This window comes from Pseudomonas sp. ATCC 43928, assembly GCF_005938665.2.
Lineage (GTDB): Bacteria > Pseudomonadota > Gammaproteobacteria > Pseudomonadales > Pseudomonadaceae > Aquipseudomonas.
Genome location: NZ_CP041753.1, coordinates 2808696 through 2835113, shown reverse-complemented (window position 1 = coordinate 2835113; position 26418 = coordinate 2808696). Strand labels below are relative to the sequence as shown.

Annotated in this window: 18 protein-coding genes and 1 pseudogene; 12 read left to right on the top strand and 7 right to left on the bottom strand. The window is 59.2% G+C overall.

Going from position 1 to position 26418, the window contains the following annotated elements:
- Positions 1–75 precede the first annotated feature (75 nt).
- The 3 genes and pseudogenes from FFH90_RS13135 to FFH90_RS13125 all read left to right on the top strand — a co-directional run bounded on the left by FFH90_RS13135 (position 76) and on the right by FFH90_RS13125 (position 2312).
- Positions 76–1338, top strand: a complete 1263-nt coding sequence (locus tag FFH90_RS13135; RefSeq protein ID WP_138867310.1) for a TIGR02270 family protein — start codon at positions 76–78, stop codon at positions 1336–1338.
- Positions 1339–1399: 61 nt separating this feature from the next.
- A pseudogene (locus FFH90_RS30305) lies at positions 1400–1650 on the top strand (LysE family translocator); the annotation flags it as partial.
- A gap of 161 nt (positions 1651–1811) precedes the next feature.
- Complete coding sequence (locus FFH90_RS13125; RefSeq protein WP_018927751.1) at positions 1812–2312, top strand: helix-turn-helix transcriptional regulator; 501 nt, start codon at positions 1812–1814, stop codon at positions 2310–2312.
- A 57-nt stretch (positions 2313–2369) separates the two neighbouring features.
- Here FFH90_RS13125 and FFH90_RS13120 read toward each other — a convergent pair whose 3' ends face one another.
- Positions 2370–7424 (bottom strand): ATP-binding sensor histidine kinase, encoded by a 5055-nt coding sequence (locus FFH90_RS13120; RefSeq protein WP_138867682.1) that lies wholly within the window; start codon positions 7422–7424, stop codon positions 2370–2372.
- Positions 7425–7777: 353 nt separating this feature from the next.
- On the opposite strand from FFH90_RS13120, the gene FFH90_RS13115 reads away from it, so the two are divergent.
- Together FFH90_RS13115 and FFH90_RS13110 are read left to right on the top strand one after the other, a co-directional pair.
- A complete protein-coding gene (locus tag FFH90_RS13115) occupies positions 7778–8770 on the top strand; it encodes a response regulator (RefSeq protein WP_018927749.1) in 993 nt (330 codons plus the stop codon).
- Between the two features lie 41 nt (positions 8771–8811).
- Positions 8812–9177 carry a response regulator transcription factor gene (locus tag FFH90_RS13110; protein WP_019578533.1) on the top strand — a complete coding sequence of 122 codons (366 nt, stop codon included), beginning with the start codon at positions 8812–8814 and terminating at the stop codon, positions 9175–9177.
- Between the two features lie 4 nt (positions 9178–9181).
- Here the strand turns inward: FFH90_RS13110 and FFH90_RS13105 are convergent, their stop codons facing one another.
- On the bottom strand, positions 9182–10114 hold the full coding sequence (locus tag FFH90_RS13105) for an AraC family transcriptional regulator (protein ID WP_026286543.1): 933 nt from the start codon (positions 10112–10114) through the stop codon (positions 9182–9184).
- Between the two features lie 584 nt (positions 10115–10698).
- Here FFH90_RS13105 and FFH90_RS13100 point away from each other — a divergent pair.
- The 4 genes from FFH90_RS13100 to FFH90_RS13085 all read left to right on the top strand — a co-directional run bounded on the left by FFH90_RS13100 (position 10699) and on the right by FFH90_RS13085 (position 14631).
- On the top strand, positions 10699–12048 hold the full coding sequence (locus FFH90_RS13100; protein ID WP_019649133.1) for an MFS transporter: 1350 nt from the start codon (positions 10699–10701) through the stop codon (positions 12046–12048).
- A 98-nt stretch (positions 12049–12146) separates the two neighbouring features.
- Positions 12147–12839, top strand: coding sequence for a fumarylacetoacetate hydrolase family protein (locus FFH90_RS13095; protein WP_138867309.1), 693 nt, complete (start codon positions 12147–12149; stop codon positions 12837–12839).
- Between the two features lie 43 nt (positions 12840–12882).
- A complete protein-coding gene (locus FFH90_RS13090; protein ID WP_138867308.1) occupies positions 12883–13641 on the top strand; it encodes an SDR family oxidoreductase in 759 nt (252 codons plus the stop codon).
- Between the two features lie 33 nt (positions 13642–13674).
- The gene (locus FFH90_RS13085; RefSeq protein ID WP_138867307.1) at positions 13675–14631 is read left to right on the top strand and encodes a 2-hydroxyacid dehydrogenase; all 957 of its coding nucleotides are present in this window, start codon (positions 13675–13677) and stop codon (positions 14629–14631) included.
- A 98-nt stretch (positions 14632–14729) separates the two neighbouring features.
- Here the strand turns inward: FFH90_RS13085 and FFH90_RS13080 are convergent, their stop codons facing one another.
- Complete coding sequence (locus FFH90_RS13080; protein ID WP_138867306.1) at positions 14730–17879, bottom strand: efflux RND transporter permease subunit; 3150 nt, start codon at positions 17877–17879, stop codon at positions 14730–14732.
- Positions 17876–18985, bottom strand: coding sequence for an efflux RND transporter periplasmic adaptor subunit (locus FFH90_RS13075; protein WP_138867305.1), 1110 nt, complete (start codon positions 18983–18985; stop codon positions 17876–17878). The genes FFH90_RS13080 and FFH90_RS13075 overlap by 4 nt, the downstream gene beginning before the upstream one ends.
- A gap of 220 nt (positions 18986–19205) precedes the next feature.
- On the opposite strand from FFH90_RS13075, the gene FFH90_RS13070 reads away from it, so the two are divergent.
- A complete protein-coding gene (locus tag FFH90_RS13070; RefSeq protein ID WP_138867304.1) occupies positions 19206–20666 on the top strand; it encodes an efflux transporter outer membrane subunit in 1461 nt (486 codons plus the stop codon).
- 138 nt (positions 20667–20804) lie between these two features.
- Positions 20805–21590 (top strand): SDR family oxidoreductase, encoded by a 786-nt coding sequence (locus tag FFH90_RS13065; RefSeq protein WP_138867303.1) that lies wholly within the window; start codon positions 20805–20807, stop codon positions 21588–21590.
- A 111-nt stretch (positions 21591–21701) separates the two neighbouring features.
- On the opposite strand, the gene FFH90_RS13060 is transcribed toward FFH90_RS13065, so the two are convergent.
- The 3 genes from FFH90_RS13060 to FFH90_RS13050 form a co-directional block, all read right to left on the bottom strand.
- On the bottom strand, positions 21702–22973 hold the full coding sequence (locus FFH90_RS13060) for an OmpP1/FadL family transporter (protein WP_018927738.1): 1272 nt from the start codon (positions 22971–22973) through the stop codon (positions 21702–21704).
- Between the two features lie 198 nt (positions 22974–23171).
- The gene (locus FFH90_RS13055) at positions 23172–23798 is read right to left on the bottom strand and encodes a TetR/AcrR family transcriptional regulator (RefSeq protein WP_138867302.1); all 627 of its coding nucleotides are present in this window, start codon (positions 23796–23798) and stop codon (positions 23172–23174) included.
- 440 nt (positions 23799–24238) lie between these two features.
- Positions 24239–25165 carry an AraC family transcriptional regulator gene (locus FFH90_RS13050; RefSeq protein WP_138867301.1) on the bottom strand — a complete coding sequence of 309 codons (927 nt, stop codon included), beginning with the start codon at positions 25163–25165 and terminating at the stop codon, positions 24239–24241.
- A 165-nt stretch (positions 25166–25330) separates the two neighbouring features.
- Here FFH90_RS13050 and FFH90_RS13045 point away from each other — a divergent pair, with 165 nt between their 5' ends.
- Positions 25331–26380, top strand: a complete 1050-nt coding sequence (locus FFH90_RS13045; RefSeq protein ID WP_018927735.1) for an NAD(P)-dependent alcohol dehydrogenase — start codon at positions 25331–25333, stop codon at positions 26378–26380.
- Positions 26381–26418 lie beyond the last annotated feature (38 nt).

Genomic DNA, 26418 nt, shown 5'->3' with positions numbered 1-26418 from the left:
GCAGGTTATATATCCAGATAACATTTAAACGCTTTCAATTTTAAAATACGCCACTCCATAACTGAGAAGTCCCTATTGAAAATAGTCTCCTTGGTGATCGATCAACACGCCGACGAAGCCGGTTTTCTCGTCGATCTTCGTGACCATGCCGTGTGTGCCCCGCACTACAGCCTGAACGACCTGCACACCCTTGAACGGCGTATCGAGGCCCATCTCGATGGCCTAAGGGTCGCCGGTTCAGCCGGTCTGGAGACTCTGCTGCAGTTCCGGCCGAATACCCGCGCAGAAGTCTTTGCCGCCGTCGTGCTAGCCTTCGAGTCCGGCAATAGCGTCGCACTCTACAAGCTCAGTGTACATCTGCACGAATACCCCGAAGCCGAGCGCTTTTTCTCGGCCGCACTCGGTTGGCTGGAGTGGGAACTGATCTCGCCCTGGATCGACCGCATGCTCGCCTCCCCTGAACCCCTGTTCCACCGCCTCGGCCTGGCCGCCTGCGGCATGCACCGCTACGACCCTGGCCCTGCCCTGCTTACCGGACTTTCCCACGCCGACCCAAGCGTGCTGGCACGTGCCGCCCGCACTGCCGGCGAGCTGCGTCGTCGTGACCTGATGCCGACAATTCGTGCCCACCGTCTACACCCGGATCCAGCCACGCGCTTCTGGGCCAATTGGGCCACCGCACAGATGGGCGATGAGCACGCCCTGGAACCGCTGCGCCAGTTCGCCGAGCAACCGGGCGAGTTCCAGTACCGAGCGCTCTGCGTATTGCTGGCCTGGCAAAAGCGTGAAAACAGCATCGCCTGGATACGCCAATTGATAGAGAACCCTGAGCAGCAGCGCATCGGCATCCAGGTCATCGGGCTGCTGGGCGACCCGTTCAGTGTGCCCTGGTTGATCCAGCAGATGAGCGACCTGCCTCATGCCCGCGTCGCCGGCGAAGCCTTCAGTCTGATCACTGGCGCTGACCTGGCGCTGCTCGACCTGGAATTGCAGGACCTGCCGGATTTCGATGCCGGCCCGAACGACGATCCTGAGGACGCTAATGTCGCCATGGACCCCGATGAAAACCTGCCCTGGCCCGACCCACAGTTGATCGCCGCCTGGTGGCGAGCCCATGGAGGCGATTTCCAGGCGGGCATGGGCTATGTGCTGGGGCTACAGCAGAGCGAGAACAGTTACCGGCGCGTCCTTGTCCAGGGCCAGCAACGCCAGCGTATTGCGGCCGCCTTCGGCGTTGCTCGCTGGCGACCGAACGAAGTGCTGTTCCCCACCAGCGCACCCGCCTGGCGGCAAAGGATGTTGTTGGGGGAGCCGGCGCCGCCCGTTCGGCGCCTCTGAGGTTTTGCCAAAATAGAATGCAGCCCCTAAGCCAGACAGCTTGGAAATACTTAAATGGTTGGGCCTTTTCGTGCTGGCATTCATTCCGCAGTTTGTCGACCCGCACCGCGGCTCAGTGAGTATCCAGATGCAGGTGTACGGCGTGTGATTTGCTGTACTTACGGCAGCTGGATTCGCGCCCATGGGCGCTTTCGCCACTACACTTTCCGGTTTTCTACGCCAGCGGCCACGACTTGTGAATGGTCTGACGTGGGGGCAGGAATGACGTTTGTGGCATCGGGGGTATCGATCGCGGCGCTCAGCCAAAAATAGAGCAAGGGACTCGCCCCGCTGAGCACCCTACGCGCGCGCGCCTCGTATGGCTTTAATCACCCACGCCGATCGGTCGCGGCGTTTCATAATTCTTAAGGTTTGATTAAGGACTTTAAAGGTCGCCGGCGGACAGACTTTCCCTAACGATCAGGAGAGCCGCCATGAACCCGCAATCGGTGAATTCAGACCATCCATGTGAACTTGCGAGACCGCTGGGCGCCCTGTCCAGCTGGCAAGAGCGCCGCGCCAAGGAACTGATGCTGCGTGATATGGGCAGTTGCGTTCGCATCAGCGAGATTGCCGAACACTGCAACCTTTCGCGCAGCCATTTTTCCCGGGCGTTCAAAAAAAGTACCGGACACTCACCCCAAGGTTGGCTGGTGAGGATGAAAATCGAAAAAGCCAAAAGCCTGCTGATCACCTCGATGCCGATCACCGACGTCGTCTATGAATGCGGTTTCGCGGACCACTCGCATTTCACCCACACCTTTAGCCGGCTGGAAGGGATGACACCCAAGGCCTGGCGGCGGGCCGTTGATCACGTGATCACAAACCGACGTCCCAACACACCAATGATTGATCGAGACATATCCGACAGGAGAATCCCCGATAGCGTGGTCGACGGCTTGCGACAACTTCGCGCGCAGGCGCTGCACGCGTGAACTGATCGAGGCCAACAGAACGAACTCCTCCCCTTTGGCCGCTCATGCGGCCTTTTTTTATCCGACGCTGGCCGCCGCGATCGGCAGATTGAAACAGATCCTGGCGCCCTGCTCGCTGTCCTGGACCACCAGCGTCCCGCCGTGCGCACCGATCACTGACCTGCAGATGGCCAGCCCCATCCCCATGCCGCTGCCTTTGGTGGTGTAGAACGCATCGAAGATTTGCTCGCGCTGTGGTGCGTCAATTCCCGGCCCATTGTCCTGGAAGCAGACTTGAACATGATCATCCTTGACCGCTGAGCCGATGATGATGCGTCCATCTGGCAACCCGGCTCCGACGATGGCTTCCTGCGCATTGGTGATCAGGTTGAACACCACTTGCTGGATCTGCACCGCATCGACCCAAACCGGGCATTGCGCATCAAGCCGGGTTTGCAGTTGCACGTTGCGGTTCGCCAGATCGGTGGCGGTCAGGCGCACGACCTCACCAATCAACTCGTCGATCTGCACCGGTAGCCGTTGCAACGGCGCCTGTTTGGCGAGCGCGCGAAGTGCCTGGACAATATCGGCGGCGCGGGCGCTGTCTGAGCGAATGTCTTCCAGCCCCTGAATCGCCTCTTCCAGATCGGGCTGATCGCGCTTAAGCCAGCGCAGGCTCGCCGAGGCGTTAGACAAGATGCCCAGCAGCGGCTGGCTGATTTCATGGGCAATTGAAGCAGACAACTCGCCCATGACTTTAAGGTGCGAGCTACGCGCCAGTTCTGCCCGGGAACTGCGCAAGTCCGCTTCCATTTGCGCACGCAGTCGGGTGTCTTCGACCAGCTGTGCATACAGCCTGGCGGTATGCAGTGACACGGCGGCCTGAGAGGCGAGTATTTCCAGCATGGTCAGGCGCTCGGCGCTGAACAGCTTGGGGACCAGGCTGTTTTCGAGATAGACCAGACCGATCAATGTGCCTTGTCTGAGCAACGGCAGGCACAACATGGAACGCGTCTGGCGCTGTAGGAGGTCGGCGCTGTAGGCCTCGGGACAATCTGCCCGGGCATCGTCGAGCACCAGAGTGTTGCGGGTGCGCTTGCTGGCGTTGAGCACCGAGGCAGGCGCCATCTGTTCGAGCGGCTGCCCGGTGTCCAGCGCGACCCGCACGTTGCCGGCCTCGACAGAAGCGGTTGCCGCGAGTTGCAGCTCGGCGCCGCTGACAATCATCAGAACGCCATGATCGGCACCCGCCTGAATCATCAGGTGGTTCATCAGGGTTTCGACCAGTCGTTCCAGCAATACCTCTTGCGAAAGTGCGCGCGCCGCCTCGATTCCCACTTCAAGATCGAGGCGGACCTGGGTCACAGGCCGGACAGGTTCGAACGACGACTCTGCGCTCAGAAACGGGTGCAAGGCTTCCAGCTGGCGGGCCTTGCTGTTGGCCCCCCAGAGGTTGTAACAGTCGCGCGCGACGCGCAGGTGGTGATTGGCACCCGACACCAGCCCGTTAGGTAAGCAGATATCGGCTAGCTGTTCATGCGCCAGCGCCTGCTCGTGGATGAAACCGGCCGCTGCAGCAGCTATCTGGGACTGATCAAAACAGCGGATGGCAACCAGCTCCTGACCGCGTAAACGGGCGATGACCCCTTCGATCAGCAGCAATTTGTTGCGAAAGGTTGCCGGGTTGAGCTCGACCCATGACAGAAACCGCAGACGTTGCCGTTCGAGTTGTTCCAGTTTTTCGGCCACCTCCCCCGGTGCCTGCGCACTGCCCAGCGCCAGGCTGTAGAACAGGTAGTAATCGGCGAGATTGATGTGTGCCGGAATGGACCAGGTCAGCGCGGCCGCCTCTTCGAAACGCCGCAATGCGTAAGGGATATCGCCGTAGTAAAACGCGGACATGCCTGAATACAGCCACGTCCAGAACAGAGTCGGCTGTGACACGCTGGTGCGGTCGATGGGGCCGAAACGGTCATGTTCAGTGCCGTCCAGTTCGGTCAGCGGCCGGTGCTGACGCCCATCGCGCAGATCGCTGGCGTACGCCTGTTGCGCCAGCAGGATGCGTTCGATGTCGATATAGTGAAACTGACGCACCCAGGCCAGGCCATGCTCCAGTTCGCTCAACACTCGTTGTAAGGGTTCGCCCATGAACAACAGATCGGAGCCGATGTGGTTGCAGGCATAACAGGACATACCCAGGTCACCGCCGGCCTGACCGCACTCGAATGCTGCGAACGCCTTCTGTCGGGCGTACGCCATCGGTCGGGTCCACGGGCTGACTTGATCAAGCGCCACCAGCGTACCTGTGCGTCCGGCTTCGTAGCCGTGTTTGTCAGTGAGTTCAAGGGCCACTTCAGCGAAGGACTGCCCGTCCACATACTCGCCATAGCGCTCGGCAATCATCACGCCAAACCAGGCAAACCCATAACCGCTGCTCGGCGTGGTGCCATGCATCAACGTAAGTTCGACCATTTTCGCCAAATGCAGAAAACGAATGTCGTCGTTGACGAAGAACGAGGAAATCAACGTGCTGAGCAACTCCATGGCCACTTCGACAAGCGGGTCTTCGGCCTTGGGCAAATGCACCAGATCGGCGATGCGGCGCGCGCCCACGAGTGCGCGTACCTGGGCAAACACGAGGTTCAGCTGATCGTGCGAGGGCTTGCGCTGCAGGGGAATATCCAGCAGGGCCAACCCGGTCAACGCCTCGGTTATCGCACCCTCGTAATCGGAGTGCAACGTGCGCAAGGTGGCCCGTAACCGATAGGTTTTCGCGCGGTCGAGCGCTGTGGTGGCGTGATTCAGGCAGTCGTCGAGGCGGTGTTGGGCGCTGGCCAGATCGGCCAGCAGCATGTCACATTCGGCAGTCAGCCATTGGGTGGCAAACGCCTGAGTGTAAAGGCTCGACCAACCGGTCTGCCCGAGCAGACGCTCGGCCGTGCGCAGATAGCCCACGGCCTGCTCGACAGCCGCGGTGTCCCTGGCACGTTCGGCAGCTTCGACCAACAGCTCGACGAACGCGGCACGGCGATGCGCCTCCAGTTTATCCACGTCAATACGCTGAACCTGGCTGGCGACTTCAAATACACGCTCATGGATCTGCTCACCCCACTGATCAAGCATGGCGACGGCGATACGGGCATGCTCGGCGGCGCGTCCCGCTGGCGCAGCAAGCCGACAGGCTGCCTCAAGTACACGGTCGTGGGGAAACACCAGTTGCTCGCGCTCACGCAACAGAAAACCGGCATCGACCAGACTTTGCACTTCACGGTTGATCTGTTGCTGATCACACGGTAACAACCGGTGCAGCAGCGATTCATCACAGCGCCCGCCGACATATCCGGCCGTGCGCAACACTTCGCGTTCCATCGGTGCCAGCCGTTCGAATCGCTGCACCATCAAGTCCGCGACGTTATCGGCATAACGGTAACCATCCACCTCCTCCTGGTTCCAGACCCAGCGGCGACCGTGCACGTCGAAGCACACCAGACGTTCATCGATCAACGCGCGCAACACCTGGCTGATGAAAAGAGGGTTGCCGGCCGTCTTGTAGTGCACGACTGGTGCGAGCGACTCGATAGCCTCGGGGTCGGTGTCCAGTTCAGCGGCGATCAGTTCCGCGACTGCTGGCACCGATAGTGGACCCAGCATGACGCTTGTACAGGGTAACGATTGCCCATGCTCCAACACCTGCAGCAATCCACCCTCACGCTGGAGGGACTGCGATTCGGCCTCACGGTACGCCAGAATGAGCGCCAGATGCCGGGGCGGCCGGGCGATGAAGGCTTGCAAGAACGACAGCGTCGAGTCGTCGGCCCACTGCACATCATCTACGAATAGCACCAGGGGTCGTCCCGGCTGAGCGAAGACTTCCAAAACATCGAGCAGCGTTTGATTGGCGCGATCAAGCGCATGCCGGGCCGGCATGTTCGGCAGTTCAGGCGCGACACCGATGACCAGCTCGGCCTCGGGCGCCAGCTCCGCCAGGAGTTTACCCCGTCCCTTGAGGCGTTCGATCAGTTGCTCGCCCAGCGTCTCCAGTTCCAGAGCCGGCTTGCCCAGCAGTTGGGTCATCAGCGACTTGAGGATCTCTGCCAATGGCGCATAGGGAATTTCCTGCTGCAGCAGATTGCTCTTGCCGCTGGCCCAGTAGCCGGGCGCCAAGGGCCGGACACCCTGGTGGATCAGCGTCGACTTGCCGGCACCCGGCGCGCCACCGATCAGCAGGACCCGGGCGATGCCATCGCTGCGCACCTGACTTATCTGCTCGATCAACTGCATGCGTTCGGCCTCGCGGCCGAACAGAACATCACCGCGGGCCGCAGAAGGCAACGCATCGAAGGCGCCTAGCCGAAACCCATCGATGCGCTCGTGCTCCAGCCACTGCTGTTGGCACCAGGCCAGATCCGCGGCCATCGACTCTGCGCGCTGATAGCGGGCACCCGGTTCCTTCGCCAAGCCTTTGAGCAGCACTTGGCAGATGCCTTCCGGCAGATCGGCAACATGAATTGCCGGTGATTGCGGTTGCACGGCGGCGTGCACGTGCAGCCATTGCGAGGGGTCGCGGGCGGTGAGCGGCAGTCGGCCGGTCAGCGCTTGATAGAGGATTACGGTCAGGGCGTAGATATCGCTGCGCGCGTCAAAACTGGCGGCATCGCGCCGTACCTGTTCGGGCGCCAGGTACGGCCATTGTTCCAGACCGGGCAACTCAGCGGTGGGCGCCTCTGCGGCATGACTGTGAAAACCCAGGAGTCTGACCGAATCGGTGGTTTCCACCATCAAATGGTGGGGCAGCAGGCTGGCATGGCGCACACCCGCGTTCTGCGCGCTGGCCAGCGCGTTGGCCGCCGCCACGGCGATGGCCAACAAGCGCCCCAGCGGCAGCCCGGCGTCACCGATCAGATCCATCAGCGGCGTCCCCGATGCGGGATAGATCAACAAGGGCCCCTCGGCCGAGCGGATAAACGCGACAGGTGCAATCGCCCATGCCGGATCCAGGCGCAGATGAAAATCGCGCTCCAGCCGCTGGCACGTGGCGGGCAGCTGAATCGGTGCCCGGGCGGCAAGCCAGTGTGTGCCCGACGGCCGGTCCTGAAGCGTGAACCAGGTCAGGTCATTTTGCCTGCGCAGCATGGAGAAGGTGCAGCGTTCCAGCCAGGCTTCATCGTGGACGACCTCAAGACTGCGGGAACCGGATGATGAGAGAGGACGGCTGGACATGAACAATCACCGCTGAAGATTCGTTTCGGGCTGAGCCCTGGAGTATACGCAAGGCTCTGGCCCAACGGCTGCATGCCGGTAATCCTGTCCGTAATCGGCACCATGATGGCTGTCTTGCTGCCCCGTTGCCGATGGTTTTTGCGCACTGAAATCACGGTGTGTTATCCCTCGGGATAATTGCATTATGCGGGGCCGTCCCCTAGCGTGTACCTCTGATGAATCGATGCTCCGGCGTCACTCTCCATCCACGCAGTGCAGAGGAACGCATGATCCGACTCGGCCAAGCCACTATTTCCCTGGAGCGGCGCGAAGCCTTTCTTGATGGACGGCCGCTGCGTGTCGGGGGCCGGGCGTTCGAAATCCTCTCGGTGCTGATGCACGCCGATGGCCGGATTGTCAGCAAAGATGAATTGATCACACAGGTCTGGCCCGACACCGTCGTCGAGGAAAACAATCTGCAGGTGCAGATTTCCTCGCTGCGCAAGCTGCTCGGGGAAAAAGAACTTATCCAGACGGTCCCGCGCCGAGGTTACCGATTATTGAAAAAACGTGAACCGCCCCTGCCCCTGTTCCATCCGGTGGCACCGGGCCCTTTGGCGCCAGAGGATCAGGAGACGATCGATCCTGACAGCGTGCCGGTGTTCATCGTCGACGATGAAGCGAGCGTGCGTACAGCTCTCAGCCGACTGCTGCGGGCTGAAGGCATCGCGCACCGGATATTCGCCTCGGCCGAAGAATTGCTCAACGCTGACCTCGACACCGGCCCCGCTTGCCTGTTGCTTGACGTCAGTCTGCCCGAAACGACAGGCCTGGAACTTCAATCGGCGCTCGGACAGCGCGGGCATCCGTGGCCGGTCATTTTCATGACCGGTTTCGGCACCATCTCGATGTCGGTGCAGGCCATGAAAGCAGGTGCGGTCGAATTCCTGACCAAACCATTCAACGACGACCAGTTGTTGGACACCCTGCGCGCCACCCGTCAGCGTGCAGCGACGGCGTTCGAGCAATGGCAACGCATACAAAGCGCCCGTCAAAGGGCTGCCCTGTTGACCCCCCGTGAGCGCGAAGTGCTGCCGCTGATCGTCGCGGGTCTGTCCAACAAGCACATCGCCAACCAGCTGGGCACCAGTGAAGTCACCGCCAAGGTCCATCGCAAACACATCATGGAGAAAATGCAGACACGCTCGCTGGTCAATCTGGTCAAGCTGTATGGTTTGATCAGCACGGAGCCAGCGTTTGGCATGCAGGGTTCTTCATGACTACGGAGACTGGCTGCGCCCCCGAATCATCCCGTAGCGCCATGATCATCGTCTGCATCGTGGACGACGATGCGTCCGTACGCAAAAGCCTGGCCAATCTGCTCCGGTCGGCCGGATACCGTTCTCGGGTGTTCGCCTCGGGCGAGGAATTCCTGGCCCTCGAAAACTTCGATGACGTTGCCTGCCTGCTGTTGGATCTGAAAATGAACGGCCTGTCAGGGCTGGACGTCATGCGCGCGCTGACGCTCAAGGGCAGAAAGTTTCCAGTGATTTGCATGTCGGCACACTGGGATGAAGCCACACTGGCCGAATCCAGCCGCTATGAGCCCATCGAATGCTTGCGTAAACCCTTCAACGGCGATGCCTTGCTAAGCGCCGTCGAGTTTGCGCTGCAACGTGAGCGATGAACAATCACGTGTTGGACGGTGATTGCGGCGTATCAGGATTGAGTTGCTGACGCCTGAATTGCCCTGGAGGCTGGCCGTGGATCTGGCGGAAGCGTCGCGAAAAATAAGCCTCGTCAGCGAAACCGCACAACCTTGCCACCTCCCCCACTGGTCGTGTCCCATTGAGCAAATAATTGCGTGCCGCGTGCATCCTGCGCTCGAGCACCAGCTCAGTGAAGGTCTTGCCGATTTCCTTGCGCAACCAGTGCGTCAGGTATGTCGGTGACAGGTAAGTCGCAGCAGCCACCTTGATCAGGTTGAGGTCGGGATCGGCAATGTTCTTGCGCAAGTATTCGGACATCCTGCTCAGCGCATCGCGTCGGCTGACTTCGGCGGCATTCTCTTCGGCCAACCGTTTGAGCGGCTCGGCATACAAGGCACAAACGCTCCCCACCAGTTGCAGCAACAACCCCTTGAGCATCTCGCGAGTGCCGAACTGACGGTTTTCATCGAGCACGCGCATCTGTTCGATCAGGGCACAGACTTTGCTGAAATCTTCATCGGACAGAATGAAATCCAGATGCTCCTGAAAGCGGAACGGCGACAACTCGGGTGCCAGCAGAATCGAGACTTCCTCCAGGTCCATCGGGTCGCACTGCAAATGCGGCAACAGGAAGGTCTGGGAAAAGTTGATCACCATGAAATTGCTGTCGGCCGGATGCGGAATCACGTGCACGCGATGCGGCAGGATGAAGGCCAGCGTGTTGCGCGGAAACGGCCGCTCGACGTTGCCGATGTGCTGCACGGTATCGCCACCGAGGTTGACCTGGATCTGGAAATACTCATGGCGATGCGGGCTGGTTTCGGCGCGCCGGCCCTTTTTGTCGCGGATGTAAAAGTCCGTCAATTCGCTGCGTTGCTGCATGACGTAAGTGGGTACTCGACTCGGTGACGACATCGCCTGAGGATCCTCGACAGGTACATGGACAGGTTGTCGTCGCGCCGCGACGCAGGCGGCGACCGCAGTGATTGTGAAGGCAGACACCGCTGGCTTCAACATGTCATAGGATGACAATGAAACACAGAGAACTAATTGTATCCGTGTGTGATGTGTCGCCTGTCCAAAAAAATAAGAGCACACAAAAATATTTAATCCTTTAAAAACATCAACTTATTAAGTGAATAAAGCATAACGAAGGAAATGAGCCGATTTGATTTCTCTTGGACACCTGCATGAATAACCTTTTACAGGAGAAAAAACGATCTAACGCCTCCGTTGATTTTGAGAGGTTGTACGACCACTGTAACAACCAATGCAGCCCGACCCTTCCAAAAACAATCAAAAGGTGCGCTCGTGATGAACCTGCTTTTTTCCCTCGCCAACCCTCCCCCGACCGAGCCAGTCCGAAGGCGTATCTGAGCGCCTGACAGTAGCTGTCCGCGCCCTCATTCAAGTAGCGATTGCCCTGCCCCGGCACTGGGGGCATCGGCTTCGGCTGCGCGCGAACATCTCGATTCTCCTAACAATAAAAAGGTCTACTCATGTCGAATTCGCAAACCTCCCCGTCCACCGCGCCGTCGGTGAGCGCCGGCGCCCGGGACGCCCTGTTGCCTCAGCGACTACCGACGCGGCGGCGCTGGTTCATGCTGTCATTGCTGCTGATTGCGACCATCATCAACTACATCGACCGCGTAAATATCTCGATTGCCGCACCGTTCATGGCCAAGGACCTGGGCCTGGACAAGATCGAAATGGGCCTGATTTTTTCCGCGTTTGCCTGGACCTACGCACTCGCCCTGGTCCCCGCCGGGTTCATCGCCGATCGCTTCGGTTCCCGGTTCACCTACGGGGTGTCGCTGATCAGTTGGTCGACGGTCACCGTGTGCCAAGGCTTTGCCACTGGGTTCGCTTCGCTGTTCGGGCTGCGCCTGGCTGTCGGCGCCATGGAAGCTCCAGCGTTTCCGGCCAACAGCCGAGCGGTCACAGTGTGGTTCCCAGCCCGCGAACGGGGCCTGGCCAGCAGCATTTACGTGTGCGGCCAGTATCTGGGCACGGCATTGTTTACCGGCATGCTGTTATGGCTGGCCACGACCTATGACTGGCGCCATGTTTTCTACAGCACCGGGATACTCGGCATTGTGTTTGGTGTGATCTGGCTCTACGTGTACCGCGATCCGCTGAGCTGCAAGAACGTCAGCCAGGAAGAACTGAAGTACATCGAAGCCGGGGGCGGACTGGTCAAGAGCAGTCAGGAGCGCACCCGGTTCAACTGGCGGCAGATCGCCGAGCTGTTCAGCTATCGGCAGATCTGGGCGATTTGCATCGGCAAGTTCGCCAGCACCTCGGCGTTGTACTTCTTCCTGACCTGGTTCCCGACGTACCTGATCGAAGAACGCAAGCTGACCATGATCAAGGCCGGGGTCTTCGCCGTGCTGCCGTTCGTAGGTGCAACGGTCGGCATTCTGCTGGCCGGCATCGTCTCTGACTTGCTGATCCGTCGTGGTTACTCAATGTCCTTCGCTCGCAAGTTGCCATTGGTGGTCGGCTCAATGCTGGGGATGTCGATCGTGCTGGTGAATTTCACCGACTCGAACGTGATCTGCATTGCAGTGCTGACCATGGCCTTCTTCGCCCAGGGAATCGCTTCGTCGTCGTGGGCGGCCGTATCGGAAGTCGCGCCCAAGGAACTGATCGGCCTGACCGGCGGGGTCACCAGCCTGGCCGCCAACATCGGCGGGATCGTCACCCCGATCGTGATTGGCGGCATCGTCCACGCGACAGGCTCGTTTGCCTACGCCTTCTGGTTCATTGGCGGCGTGGCGCTGATGGGGACCTTGTCCTATTCGTTGCTGCTCGGTCGCTTGTATCGCATCGAACTCAAGGCGCGCTGAGCCAAGAAACCGTTTTTCTCCAACACGAGGCGGCTTTCGTCCAACTTTGCAAAAGATTGCCGCCGTACGCTGACGCTTCAAACAGGACGACAACAAAAATGACGATGACCGAGTACGTGTTTACCCCGGACCTGCCCGTGACCTTGCCGGTTGCCGCCAGCCAGCAACGCTTTCCCGTTGGCCGAGTATTTTGCGTCGGCCGCAACTACCCTTGGCCAGACACCCAAGGCCAGTCCCGCCAGCCGCCGGTGTTCTTCATGAAACCGGCGAGTAACGTGGTGGATGCGACGGGCGAAGTGACTTTCCCGCCATTGACCGAAGAGTTTGTCCACGAAATCGAATTGGTCGTGGCCATCGGCGAAGGCGGCGCCAATATTCCGGAGAGTCAGGCGCTGGCCTATGTCTGGGGCTATGCCGTCGGCCTTGACCTGACCCGCCGTGATGTCCAGCGTGCGGCCAAAAGCAATGGCTTGCCGTGGGAAGGTGCCAAGGTGTTCGACGGCGCCGCGCCGATGACCGCCATCGTGCCGGTGACTCGTGCCGGACACCCGGACGGTGATTTGTGGCTGAACGTCAACGGCGAAGAGCGCCAACGCGACAGCCTCGACAGCCAGATCTGGTCGGTCAGTGAAATCATCAGCCGCATCTCGCAATCGGTAGCGCTACGGGCCGGTGACTTGATCATGACCGGCAGCCCGGCGGGCGTCGATGTGCTGCAACCGGGCGACATCATCAATGCCGGGATCGACGGCATCGGCCAACTGGAAATGCGCGTCGGTCAGCGACCTTGAACCCGACGTACGCTCTCGTGAATTGAAAAAAGGAGATAACAACATGTCCAGTCCTTTGAAAGTGGCCCTGGTCACCGGCGCCGGCAGCGGAATCGGCCGCGCCGTGGCGCTGGCTCTGATGGCAGACGGATTCACCCTGGTGTTGGCCGGTCGCCGAGCGGAGCCTTTGCAGGCCTTGGTCGAATTGGCGCTCAGCGAAGGACACGAAGCGTTGGCGGTGCCCACTGATGTGCGCGACCCGGCCAGCGTCGATGCGCTGTTTGCCACCATCACCGAGGTATACGGACGCCTCGACGTGGTGTTCAACAACGCCGGGGTCAACGCCCCTGCAGTGCCGCTCGATGAGCTGACGTTCGAGCAGTGGCGAAACGTGATCGACACCAACCTCAACGGCGTTTTCCTCTGCGCCCGTGGTGCCTTCGCACTGATGCGCCGGCAACAGCCACAGGGCGGACGCATCATCAATAACGGCTCGATCTCGGCGCATACCCCACGCCCCTTCAGCAGCGCCTACACCGCCAGCAAACATGCGGTGCTGGGGCTGACCAAATCCCTGGCCCTGGACGGGCGCGAATTCAACATCGCCTGCAGCCAGATCGACATCGGCAACGCCTTGACCGAAATGTCGGTGCGCATGACCAAAGGCGTGCGCCAGGCCAACGGCACCATCGCCGTGGAGCCGATGGTGGACGTCAAACATGTGGCCGATGCCGTGCGCTACATCGCCGGCCTGCCGCTGGAAGCGAACGTCCTGAACATGACCGTCATGGCCACTGCCATGCCGTTTGCCGGTCGCGGTTGAACCGGTCTTTTTATTCCGCTACACGAGGTTTACATGAAGCCAGAAGTCTTGCAGCTCAGCCCGATCCTGATCCCTGAAATCAACGCGCGGCTCGATGAGCTGTTTACCGTCAGACCTTACTTCCAGCAGGCCGACAAGCAGGCTTATTTGCAGGAACACGGCGCGAACATTCGCGGGGTGATCACCGGCGGGCATACCGGAATCAGCCAGGCGCTGATGGCGCAACTACCGAAACTGGAAGTGGTGGCGGTCAACGGCGTGGGTACCGATGCGGTGGATCTGGCTTACGCCCGGGATCGCGGAATCCGCGTAACGGCAACCATCGGAGCGCTGACCGAAGATGTCGCCGACCTGGCCATCGGCTTGTTGATTGCCGTGTGCCGGGGTCTGTGCACCAGTGATCGTTATGTGCGTTCGGGCCAATGGCCCCATAGCCCGACGCCGTTGGCTCCGTTGCCGTTGGCACGTCAGGTGTCGGGCATGCGCATCGGCATCGTCGGCATGGGCCGGGTCGGCCGTGCCGTGGCGACCCGGGCCGCGGCGTTCGGCTGCCCGATCAGTTACACCGATCTGCAGCCGATGAGCGACGTGAACCACACGTTCATCGCCGATCTGAAGCAGCTGGCCAGCTACAGTGATGCACTGATTCTCGCGGCCGCTGCCGACAAGGCTGAAGCCATCATCAATGCCGAGGTGCTGCACGCACTGGGCAAGGACGGGTATCTGATCAACGTGGCGCGCGGCAAGTTGGTCAACGAGGTCGATCTGGTGACGGCACTGGCCGCTGGAGAGATCGCGGGTGCGGCAATGGATGTGTTTGTCGATGAGCCGAACGTACCCGAAGCACTGTTTGGTAACGAGAACGTGGTGCTGCAGCCCCATCGCGCCAGTGCGACGCTGCAGACTCGCACGCGAATGGGAGAGATGGTGGTGGCGAGCCTGGTGGACAGTTTCGCCGGGAGAATACCGCAGGGGTCTGTGACTGACTGAACGTTGGCCGCCGAGGAGACGTTGCGTCCCCTCGGCGGTTCGGTGTCAGGTAAACAGCCACGTCGACGCCCACTAAAGCAGCACGCTATGGCCTACGGCTAAAGCTCTGTGGTTTGGTGAACATCGAGAGGACGAGGTGGCGTCCTATCCACCAGGCTTGCTTGCTTATTGGCTGGTTCAGTTTTCCCCGCATGGTCGGGACGGATCTTGAACCAGATGGAGTACATCGCTGGCAGGAACACCAGCGTCATGATGGTTCCGACGAACGTGCCTCCGATCAGCGTGTAGGCCAGCGTCCCCCAGAAGACGGAGTGTGTCAGGGGAATGAATGCCAGGATCGCCGCCAGCGCTGTCAGCAGTACCGGGCGGGCACGTTGGACCGTGGCTTCGACCACCGCGTGAAACGGATCCAGCCCTTCTTGGGCGTTGTGATGGATTTGCCCAATCAGAATCAGCGTATTGCGCATCAAAATGCCTGAAAGGGCGATTAGACCTACCAGAGCGTTGATACCAAACGGCTGCTGGAAGATAAGCAGTGTCGGCACCACACCAATCAACCCCAGTGGCGAGGTGAGGAACACCATGACCATCGCCGAGATCGAACGTACCTGCAGAATAATGATCAGCAGCGTCATGGCAATCATGATCGGGAACAGCGGCAACATCGCTTTACCGGCTTTGCCCGACTCCTCGATTGCACCCGCCTGCTCGATCCGGTACCCGTCAGGCAGCTGGTCGATGACCGGCTGCAGCTCTTTCATGATCACGCTCGAGACGTCCGGTGGCTGCAGGCCTTCGGCAATGTCACCGCGCACGGTAATGGTCGGCGTGCGGTCACGACGTCGGAGGATCGGATCCTCCATACGAACATCGACCTCTCCCACCTGAGACAGCGGAATCCGCTGACCCGCCGTGCCCACCAGCGTAAAACCTTCTATCTTGGCGGGATCGAGCCGGATATCACCCGCAGCACGACCAACCACCTGCACCGAGCGAATGTCCTCACGAACTGCGGTGATCGGTACTCCGGCCAACAGGAATTGCAGTTGCTGCGCGACTGAGTTTGACGTCAACCCCACCGCCTCCAAGCGATCCTGATCCAGGGCGAAATGCAGCGTCGGCGTCAGTGGCCCCCAGTCAGTGTTGACGGTTCTCATCATCGGGCTCGACTGCATCACGTCCTGTACCTGGCTCGCGATCTCGCGCAATTTTGACGGATCAGGCCCCATCACCCGATAGGCAACAGGGAACGGCGAATACGGACCAAATACAAGCTGAGTCACCCTGACACGCGCTTCTGGGGCAAGTCCCTCAGCAGCGGCTTCGCGGAGACGGAACTTGAGGGCCTCGCGCTCCTCCTGGCTGTCCGTCAGCACCACAATCTTCGCGAACGATGGATCAGGGAGTTCCGGCGCCATCGCCAGATAGAAACGCGGCGCGCCTTGCCCGATATAGGCCGTGACGATTTTTGCCTCACCCTGCTTTTGCAGCCAGGCCTCTATCTTGGCGGTGGTGGCGCTGGTCTGCTCAATGGAGGTTCCATAAGGCATTTGCACTTCAATCAATACCTCTGGACGGTCCGAGGTAGGGAAGAACTGTTTCTTGACCAGGCTCATGCCGAGAATCGCCACGCCAAACATTGCGATAACAGTACCGGCTACCAGCCATTTGCGAGCGATGACACGCGTCAATACCTGGCGGAAGCGGTTGTAATTTCGGGTGTTGTAGATGGCCGCATGACCACCCTCCACCTTCTTGATGTTCGGCAACATCTTCACACCCAGGTACGGGGTAAAAGCTACCGCAACCACCCAAGAGGCAATCAGGGCAATGCCCACGATCCAGAACATGTTGCTGGTGTACTCGCCGGCTGTCGACTGCGCGAAACCGTTGGGCATAAAGCCGATAGCCGTCACCAGCGTACCGGAAAGCATCGGCGCGGCTGTATGACTCCAGGCGTACGCGGAAGCTTTGATGCGGTCGTAGCCCTCTTCCATTTTCACCACCATCATTTCGATAGCAATGATGGCGTCGTCCACCAACAGTCCGAGCGCCAGAATCAACGAGCCAAGGGTGATACGGTCAAAGTTCTTTCCAGTGGCCGCCATCACCACAAACACCACAGCCAACGTCAACGGCACAGCCGCAGCGACCACAACGCCTACACGCCAGCCCATGCTGAGAAAGCAGACGAGCATCACCACAAGCAGCGCGACGAAAAACTTGACCATGAACTCGCCGACGGCCGAACTGATATTTACAGATTGATCGGTGACCTTGGAGAGCGTCATGCCCAACGGCATGCCTTCATTGATCTTGACCGTCTCCGCGTCCAGCGCCTTGCCCAGGTCAAGACCGTTCCAACCCTCACGCATCACGATCCCCAGCAACAAGGCCTCTTCACCGTTATTACGCACGAGAAAGGTTGCCGGATCTTCATAACCACGTTCGATCGTCGCCACGTCCGAGAGCTTCAGCGTCCGCCCCTGAACCGCAATGGGTGTGTCACGAATCTTCTGCACCTTATCGAAGGCGCCATCCAGCCGAAGAAAAACCTGCGGCCCGTCGCTTTCGATCGAGCCGGCAGGCGTGAGCACGTTCTGATTATTCAGCGCGGCAAAGATGTCCTGAGGCGATACGCCCAAGGTGGCCAGCCGATCATGGGAAAAGGAAACAAAGATGCGCTCGGGTTGCTCCCCAATGATGTTGACCTTCTTCACGCCCGGCACATGCAACAGTTGTTGGCGCAACGACTCTGCATCACGCACCAACAGTCGCTGCGGTTCGCCTTTGGCTTTCAGGGCGAACAGTGCAAATGTCACGTCCGAAAACTCGTCGTTGACCATTGGCCCGATGACACCCGCCGGCAGCTTCCTGGCCTCATCGTCGAGCTTTTTACGCGCCTGATAGAACTCCTCCTGCACCTGCGCGGGCGGCGTGCTATCGCGCAGTGACACCATGGTGAAGGCGAGGCCAGGACGGGTGTAGGTTTCCGTGCGGTCGTACCATTTCAGTTCTTGCAGGCGCTTTTCAAGTGGCTCTGCTACCTGATCCTGCATCTCCTGCGCCGTGGCGCCCGGCCACGCGGTAATGACCGTCAACTGCTTGACCGTAAACGGAGGATCTTCCGCACGCCCCAGCTGGAAGAACGACAGGATGCCCGCAACGGCGATCAGGAAGATCAGAAACACCGTGATGGAGCGCTCGCGAACGGCGATCGCGGAGAGATTGAAGCGCCCCTCGCTCATGGATGACTCCCTGCGACCTTGACGCCATCCGGTTGAGCCAGCCTCACCTCCTCACCATCGCGCAGCAGATGCGCGCCTAACGCTACAATCTGCTCGCCGACCTTGAGATCGCCTGCGACTCGCGCTGCGTCGTCGCTCAAGCCCAAGACTTGAACAGGTCGCCAGGCCACCTTCGCAGGTGTACCGGCAATGACCCACACGCCAGTGCCTTGGCCTGGGTCATAAACGGCAGCGATCGGCACTTGTAGCCCCTGCCCTTGCGTGGCGCCTTCAGCGATCCGAAGCGTGACGGTCGAACCTAGCGGTGCATTGGCCAGCGCGCCCTCAAGCACATACCGCGCCTCGAAGGTGCGTGTCATTCGGTCGGCCGAGTCAGAAAGCAACCTCAGCTTCGCTGTAACAGCACCCGTGGTATTGCCATAAAGCGTCGCCTGCGCGGTGGATCCTGCTGCGGGGCGTAGCGTCTCGGGCAGATGCACGATGGCTTCACGTTGCCCCGCCCGCGCCAGTCGAACCACGGGCTGTCCCGGGCTGACGACTTGTCCGGGCTCGGCGAGCGTCTCCACCACTACGCCGTCGGAATCCGCAAACAGCACCGCATAACCAGAAGCATTGCGGGCTACATCAGCCTGCGCTTCAGCGGCGCTGAGCTGCGCCTTTGCGGTATCCGCTGCGGCTTTGATCTGGTCGTAAGCCGATGCGGAAATAGCGCCTGCGGCGACCAGGTCGCGATATCGCGCCTCGTCATCTGCAGTCTGCTTGGCTCGGGCCCGAGCGGCGATGACCGACTCTTGCTGTGCTCGCGCCTGCAACCCCAGGTCGATTGGGTCGAGACGCATGAGTGGCTGACCGCGCTTAACGGTCTGACCGGTGTCAACCAGACGCTCAAGCACCTTGCCTGATACCCGGAAGCCCAGGTCGCCCTGGACGCGGGCAGCCACGACGCCCGTGAAAGAACGTGAGACGTCGGACGAACCCTGAACCGCAGAGGACCTCACCAGAGGGGCATGCGTGCGTGGATCTTCAACGGTGGATGAGTCGCCACACGCCGTCAGGACGAGAGGCAACAAGCAAGCGGCAATGGGGACAGGTCGAAGCCGGCGCATAGGTTCCCTTACTTAAACAAATAGGACTGGCGCTTCATTCTCAGTCTAGTGACTATATCTGTCAATGGTCACGATTCATGAAGTACTGCCCCCCATGATCCCAGCACTAGCGTTGCCGAATACTGCTGGCCAACCTCGAGCTCAGTCCAAAGAGCGTCGATTGACAGATAGTGACCATAACGTAATATGGTCACAAACATCCTCAATTGAAGGTACCTCAATGCCTCCCCTCCGCCCCATTGCTCTCTTGGTGAGTGCCAGCTTGATGACAGGTTGCGCGGTCGGTCCGGACTATCACCGTCCGGACGCCCCACTGTCGGACCATTACTTGGGGCAGTCTTCTGTCGAACAGAGGCCTGGGGCGACGCCGGCCAGTCTTGTCGCCTGGTGGGAAGGCTTTGGTGATCCGCTGTTAGCCGACTTCGTCTCCAAGGCACTTGAGCAGAACCTGGATCTGGCGCAGGCGTCGGCGCGAGTCACGCAGGCACGGGCCGGACTGGGCGCCGCAAATGCCGCTTTACTGCCCTCGGGGAACATCAGCGGACAGGCCGCGCGCTCCTACCAGTCAATCGAGACTCCGCTCGGCCAGGTGTTGAACTCAACGCCTGGCTATGACCGGTACGGAAGTTCCTACGAGGCCAACCTCGATGCCAGCTGGGAGGTAGATGTCTTTGGCGGATTGCGCCGCGGACGCGAGGCTGCTCTGGCTGAGTACCAGGCTTCCCAGGCGGGCGTCGCTGCCACACGATTGGCCGTCGCTGCACAGACCGCCGATGTCTACATCACTATCCGCGGACTGCAGACCCGGCTGGACATTGCGAACCGACAAGTCAAAACACAGCGAGAGCTACTAGAGAAAGTCCAGTTGCTCTACAGCAAGGGGCTCGCCGCCAACTATCAGGTTCGCCAGGCCGAAGGGGCGCTATCGCAGGTCCAGGCGACAGTGCCGGTCCTGCAGACCGGTCTCGATGCTGCCATGAATGCGCTGGATGTCATGCTCGGCACGCCGCCAGGCACTCACCGCACACAACTGGCCAGTGCGGGGAGCATTCCTGTAGCGCCGCAGTTAAAGGCGATGGGAACGCCGGCCGATTTGCTGCGCCGCAGGCCAGACCTCATTGTGGCTGAGCGCCGTCTTGCGGCTTCAAACGCACGCATCGGGGAGGCGATTGCTGAGTACTACCCGAAATTCTCCCTCAGCGCATTGCTGGGTAGTGCTACGGCTGTATCCGCAGGCAATCTTTTCACCAGCGGCGCCAGCCAGTCGGCGGGCGTATTGGGACTGCGCTGGAGACTCTTCGACTTCGGTCGCATAAACGCCCAAATCGACCAAGCCAAGGGACAGGAAGCCGAAACCCTGGCCGCTTACCGTCAGTCCGTGCTGCGCGCCACCGAGGATGTGGAGAACGCGCTCTCCTCCCTGGTGAATCGGGAAGCTCAAGCAACCACCCTCACCGGGGGAGAGGCGTCTCTGACACAGGCTCGCCAATCGTCGTTCATTGCCTATGAGAAAGGCACGGCCAGCCTGATCGACGTCCTGCACGCCGACGAGACGATGCTGCAGGCTTCCGATGCCCGGGCACAAGCACGAACGGAATCAGCACGGGCGGCGGTCGCGGCATTCAAGGCCCTCGGTGGTGGCTGGCAGCCTCCTGAAGCCCAGCCTGTTGCGACACGATGATTTAACCAGGTGATGTAGCACTTGATGCACGCACCTCCCCCCTCTTTCAGCTACTACCCAATCCGAGAGTGGGTTCGCTCACCGACTGACGCGGTCAGCAGCCAATTGCTCAATAGAAACCAACCGGAGTAAAGCGAAATGAAGTCGAACGAAAATTCCTGGGTACTCATCACCGGCGCATCAAGCGGATTTGGCGAGGAGTTTGCCCGGCAATATGCAGCGCAGGGAAAATCGCTCGTTCTGGTAGCAAGAAGGCTGAGCAAGCTCGAAGCGCTATCGGCGCAGTTGCGCGAACGCTTCGGCGTTGATGTGATCGTCGAACAAGTAGACCTGTCCTCGATCCCGGCGATCATCGGACTGCATGAGCGACTCAGCGAACGCAATATAGTGATCGATGTGCTCATCAACAATGCGGGTCATGGATTGCAGGGGCCTTTCCTGGATCAACCTCTGGATGAGTCCCTGACCATGATTGATTTGGATATCGCCAGCCTGACAGCCCTGACACGCCTTTTCGCGGCCGACATGCGAGCCCGCAAACGTGGGCACATCCTGATGGTCGCCAGCTTGCTGTCCTTCCAGGGCGTGAAGAATTTCGCCGTTTACTCTGCCGCGAAAGCCTATGTTCTTCGCTTCTCTGATGCGCTTCATCGCGAACTGAAAAATGACGGCGTCGTCGTTACCGCACTGTGCCCAGGAATGTCGGATACCGGATTTGCAGAAAGCGCCAAGCAAAAGATCACGCCGGTCTTGAAAAGGGTGATGATGCAGCCCCAACCCGTCGTACGTGCAGGAATCCGTGCGCTGCAAGCCGGACGCATGAGCGTGGTGCCGGGTTTTGGCAACAAGGCCATTACTGTCTTGACTTGGGCCACGCCTCGTCGGTTTCATCAGGGCCTTATGGCGCAGGTGATGGGAGTCTGAGGGGGCGACAAAGAGGCCTTTTACCTCAGGGGAAAGGCCCGAGATGTGTTCCTAAAGGTCGGGAGGCAACGCGTGCTCCCGACAGGACATTCATCGTGTAACAGCACTCAATTAGAAGCGGTAACTCACAGACGTACCGAGCCCGTTCGCACTGTTCTTGAATTTGGCACTGTATGCACCTCTATTCGCAGAGGCGTCGTTGATCTGCACGCTCTCCTCCCATAGGTAGGAATAAGCAACATCGATCGTGACATTGTCCGCCGGAGTCCAGCCAGCACCGAAGCTGATAACCTTCCGGTCACCCGTAGGAATGCGCGGTCCACGGTTGGTGTTGTTGGTGGGAGACTGGTCGACCGAGAAGCCTGCGCGAAGTACCCATTGGCTGTTCAATTTGTACGCCGTGCCGATAGCGTGAGCCCACGTATCATGCCAGTTCTGTTCTTCGGTAATCGTGCCCAGCGAGCCGCTCAACAAAGGGGGTAAACCCGTGTTCTCGATGGTTAATTCTTTAAAGCGACTCCAGCGTGTCCAGGTACTCCCCAAATATAGAGTCCAGTCATTATTGAGCTGATGAGTCACCGAGAAATCCACTGACTCTGGGGTATCCACATCCAGCGAAGCGTCATAACTCCGGCCGCTGACCCCCAACACGCTAAAGATGCCGTCGGTGACCTTGGTCTTGGCGTCCAAGTGGTAACTGACCTTGGAATGGTAAGTCATGCCCAAGCGAGTTTGGTCTGTAGCCTGCACCAGGATACCGGCGTTGAAACCGAGGGCCGTGTCATCGCCCGTGCTTTTGAGTTTTCCGTCATTGCGACCTGGGCTAAGTGGATTGGGCACCATCCCGGACAGCTCACCGGTGATGCGGTTGATGGTCGGACCGAACCCGATCGAAACTTTGTCGTTGAAGGCATAGCTGATGGTGGGCTGGAACGTAAGGGTCGTGACCTCACTTTTGTTGGCGTAGTAACGCCCGGCAAAACCGCTGCCATAGTCAGTCATCAGACCGAAAGGTACATAAAAACCTACACCGAACGCCCAATGCTCATCGATGGGTTTGACGTAGTAACCCATAGGCACTGTGGTGGTTGGCACCATGTCGCCGTCTTCCTGACCTCCGAATGTACTGCGGGTTTGGCTTATGTCGGTCTTCGCGAATAGAGTCGCCGCGCCCACGCTGACCTGCTCTCTTTTCAATCGAGACATACCCGCCGGATTACCGAAGACCGTGCTCGCATCTTCAGCGGATGAGGAGCGCCCGGCAAACCCGGACCCCATCCCACTGACGCTTTGTTCATTGAGAGCGAAACCGCTTGCAAACACATTTGAAGATGCGAGCACGACAGCGAGGCCAAATGGGCTCTTGAGCAACATTTTTTTCATTGTTTGAACTCTATGGGATCACTGAGATGAAGCAGTAGAAGTAACGGCTCACCATATTTATTCATGTGACCAATTCAGTCAACGGTCACAATGCGAATAAATGAAATACCCTTCGACGACTGGAAGAAGGGCAAAGTGAAAAGCCGTTTTGGTGATGTGTCGCTTACACAGGCATGACGTAAAACCGTTAGCCGAAGGTCAAGGCATGAGGCTACGCAAAATGAGGTTGGCGGTGAGCGTGGGCGCCTCCTCGACATAATCGAGGTTGTACTGCAGGAGTAAAGGATTGACGAAAGGCCGCAAAGCCAGATGTATCGCTTCTACTGTTTCGTCCAGGGGAGTCTTGCGTTCAAATTCGCCGATCTCTCGCCCCTCCCGCACGATTTGCAACACGAAGCGTTTGATCTGTGCGTCATAAGCCTGCGTACTGGGCCAGCTTTCCGACGCCGCAAATGCTGCAATGTCATAGAGTTTTCGGTCGTTAAAGAACAGATTCACGCCTGTGGCGACCACAGTTTTGACCAATCGTCGAAAGCGTTCCGTCGGCGACAGGTCTTCTACATTGATCGCCTGCTTCACAGCCGCGACGATTTCTGCCAGACAATTTGCGCAGATGGCTTCACCGATCGCCTGCTTGGAATCAAAAAATTTGTAGATGTAGGCCTTGGAAAACCCAATGGCCCTAGCCAGGTCGGAAACCGTGGTTTTGCCGTAGCCGTACTGACTGAAGTGTTCGTTGGCCGCCGCAACAATCTGGTCTCGAATGTCGTGATCGGCTGGGCCACGGGGGCTGGGCGAAGCTGAAGATATTGATGGCTGATTCATGGGAACAGCTTACTCACCCAATCGCCGACTGACAACTTGTGACCGATAAGATATCTAGTCACGAATCGGCCATTTTGAACGACTTTTCCGAGCGCCCACAAACTTCATCACTTGAGCCGGTCGACAGTGGCTGCCTCGAAGAGTTGCTGCTGCGCGACACACGACTGATTTATTGGAGAACATTATCTGATAGTCCTTCAGTGGTGAGTGCGGCCGCCGAGACTGGTTCGGGGAACGGAACTGCGAACGAAGGTGTCATCTGTATTAGGCACCATGGTGTCGCAATCCTGTTGGGATAGAGAGGTGGTTTTCATGAACAATATTATCTACATCGTCGGGGCAGTTGTGATTGTCCTGGTTATTCTGTCGTTTGTCGGCCTTGTATAGCCTTAGCTGCCAGCTGAGAGCCATCCTGATGGCGCCTGCCTGACAGGGTGTATTTATGTTGCTACCCCCTGCCCTCGCAACATCGCAATATCCCGCTTGGGGGGTACGCCAAACAGACGGCTGTATTCGCGGCTGAACTGCGATGGGCTTTCATAGCCGACCTGGTAGGCTGCGCTTGATACTTCCTGATGCTCGTTGAGCATCAATCGCCTCGCCTCGTTCAATCGCAACCACTTCTGGTACTGCAACGGGCTCATCGAGGTGAGCTGGCGGAAGTGGTGATGAAAGGTGGGTGTGCTCATCTGCACTCGCGCCGCAAGTTCTTCGACGCGAAGCGCCGAGGCGTAATTCAACTTCAGCCAGTCGATGGCTTTTGCGATGCGATAACCCTGGCCATCGACCGAGGTAATCTGCCGCAACCTGGCGGCCTGATCACTCTTCAAGAGACGATAGTGAATCTCGCGCTGAATCAGGGGCGCAAGCACAGGGATGGCTTCGGGTTCATCGAGTAGCGCCAGCAAGCGCTCGAACGACGCCAACATGGCAGGCGTTACTGAACCAATCCCGACACCTTTCACCACTGATCGATCACGGGTTGGCGGCAAGTCACCCTGCACTATCAGCTCAGCCAGCATGCGCAGATCGAGCTTCAAAGTCAGCCCCAGGCATGGCTGCTCCGGGCTTGCCGCCAGCACCTCAGAATTGGCGGGCAAGTCCAATGAGGTGATCAGAAATCGCGACGTGTCATACGGGTAGCCCTCGCCACCTACCCACAACTGTTTCTCACCTTGGGCGACGAGGATGATGCTTGGCTCGACCATGCAGACGACGGGCGGCGACGGATGTTCGCGCCTGAAAAAGCCCAGGCCCGCAATGGGCGTTCCGTAGTCACCTGGTTTCGGGATCTGCTCGCCAATGATCCGCACGAGCGTTTCTTGTGGCGACAGGTGCTGAGCAGCAGTGTCGTGTTTGATCGTCATGTTCGCCTTGTACCTCTTCGCTGAACTCTAACTCGCCCGCTCGTGACCGTCCTGCAAAAAAACAGAGACTCATAGAATCAGGCAAGTAATCCAGCGCAATGCACTACAGGGAGTCTGGGCAGAGCCGGAAAATGTTCATCCGACAAAGCCATTGAGGACTCTCCCATGCTTGTACAAGCCTATGGTGCTCATGCGGGCGACAAGCCCCTTGAACCGTTGCAAATCATTCGCCGTACACCCGCCGCCCATGACGTTCAGATCGATATTGCCTTTTGCGGCATCTGCCATTCGGACTTGCACCAGGTGCGCGCCGAGTGGGCAGGCACGCAATTTCCCTGCGTACCGGGGCACGAAATTGTGGGTCGTGTATCGGCGGTCGGCGCGCATGTTGTGGATTTCAAAGTCGGCGATCTGGTCGGTGTCGGTTGCATCGTCGACAGCTGCAAACACTGTGAAGACTGTGCCACGGGGCTGGAAAACTATTGCGACGGCATGGTCGGCACCTACAACTTCCCGACCCCGGACGCACCTGGCTGGACGCTCGGCGGCTACTCACAAAACATCGTGGTGCATGAACGTTATGTTCTGCGTATCCGCCATCCCGAAGAACAACTGGCCGCCGTCGCACCACTGCTGTGTGCGGGCATCACCACCTATTCCCCACTCCGTCACTGGAACGCCGGGCCGGGCAAGAAAATCGGCGTGGTCGGCATTGGTGGCCTGGGCCACATGGGCATCAAGCTGGCCCACGCGATGGGCGCCCACGTCGTGGCGTTCACTACATCCGAATCCAAGCGCGAAGCGGCGAAGGAGTTGGGCGCTGACGAAGTGGTGGTATCGCGCAACGCTGAGGAGATGGCCGCGCATGCCAAGAGCTTCGACTTCATCCTCAACACCGTCGCAGCCCCCCACGATCTCGATGCCTTTCTGGTTCTACTCAAGCGCGATGGTGCGCTGACCCTGGTCGGTGCGCCCGCCTCGCCGCATCCATCGCCCAATGTGTTCAACCTGATCATGAAACGACGAACGATTGCCGGCTCGATGATCGGCGGTATCCCCGAGACGCAGGAGATGCTGGATTTCTGCGCCGAGCACGGCATCGTCGCCGACATCGAGTTGGTCCGGGTCGATCAGATCAACGAATCCTATGAGCGGATGCTCAAGGGCGACGTCAAGTATCGCTTCGTGATCGACAACGCCACATTGGCTGGCTAAGCGAAAGGCGCCAGCGAATAACCACTCATCAAAAGGAC

Coding starts and splice junctions, on each gene's coding strand:
- FFH90_RS13125 (WP_018927751.1), top strand. CDS start 1,812: ATGAACCCGCAATCGGTGAATTCAGACCATCCATGTGAACTTGCGAGA.
- FFH90_RS13120 (WP_138867682.1), bottom strand. CDS start 7,424: ATGCTGCGCAGGCAAAATGACCTGACCTGGTTCACGCTTCAGGACCGG.
- FFH90_RS13115 (WP_018927749.1), top strand. CDS start 7,778: ATGATCCGACTCGGCCAAGCCACTATTTCCCTGGAGCGGCGCGAAGCC.
- FFH90_RS13110 (WP_019578533.1), top strand. CDS start 8,812: ATGATCATCGTCTGCATCGTGGACGACGATGCGTCCGTACGCAAAAGC.
- FFH90_RS13105 (WP_026286543.1), bottom strand. CDS start 10,114: ATGTCGTCACCGAGTCGAGTACCCACTTACGTCATGCAGCAACGCAGC.
- FFH90_RS13100 (WP_019649133.1), top strand. CDS start 10,699: ATGTCGAATTCGCAAACCTCCCCGTCCACCGCGCCGTCGGTGAGCGCC.
- FFH90_RS13095 (WP_138867309.1), top strand. CDS start 12,147: ATGACGATGACCGAGTACGTGTTTACCCCGGACCTGCCCGTGACCTTG.
- FFH90_RS13090 (WP_138867308.1), top strand. CDS start 12,883: ATGTCCAGTCCTTTGAAAGTGGCCCTGGTCACCGGCGCCGGCAGCGGA.
- FFH90_RS13085 (WP_138867307.1), top strand. CDS start 13,675: ATGAAGCCAGAAGTCTTGCAGCTCAGCCCGATCCTGATCCCTGAAATC.
- FFH90_RS13080 (WP_138867306.1), bottom strand. CDS start 17,879: ATGAGCGAGGGGCGCTTCAATCTCTCCGCGATCGCCGTTCGCGAGCGC.
- FFH90_RS13075 (WP_138867305.1), bottom strand. CDS start 18,985: ATGCGCCGGCTTCGACCTGTCCCCATTGCCGCTTGCTTGTTGCCTCTC.
- FFH90_RS13070 (WP_138867304.1), top strand. CDS start 19,206: ATGCCTCCCCTCCGCCCCATTGCTCTCTTGGTGAGTGCCAGCTTGATG.
- FFH90_RS13065 (WP_138867303.1), top strand. CDS start 20,805: ATGAAGTCGAACGAAAATTCCTGGGTACTCATCACCGGCGCATCAAGC.
- FFH90_RS13060 (WP_018927738.1), bottom strand. CDS start 22,973: ATGAAAAAAATGTTGCTCAAGAGCCCATTTGGCCTCGCTGTCGTGCTC.
- FFH90_RS13055 (WP_138867302.1), bottom strand. CDS start 23,798: ATGAATCAGCCATCAATATCTTCAGCTTCGCCCAGCCCCCGTGGCCCA.
- FFH90_RS13050 (WP_138867301.1), bottom strand. CDS start 25,165: ATGACGATCAAACACGACACTGCTGCTCAGCACCTGTCGCCACAAGAA.
- FFH90_RS13045 (WP_018927735.1), top strand. CDS start 25,331: ATGCTTGTACAAGCCTATGGTGCTCATGCGGGCGACAAGCCCCTTGAA.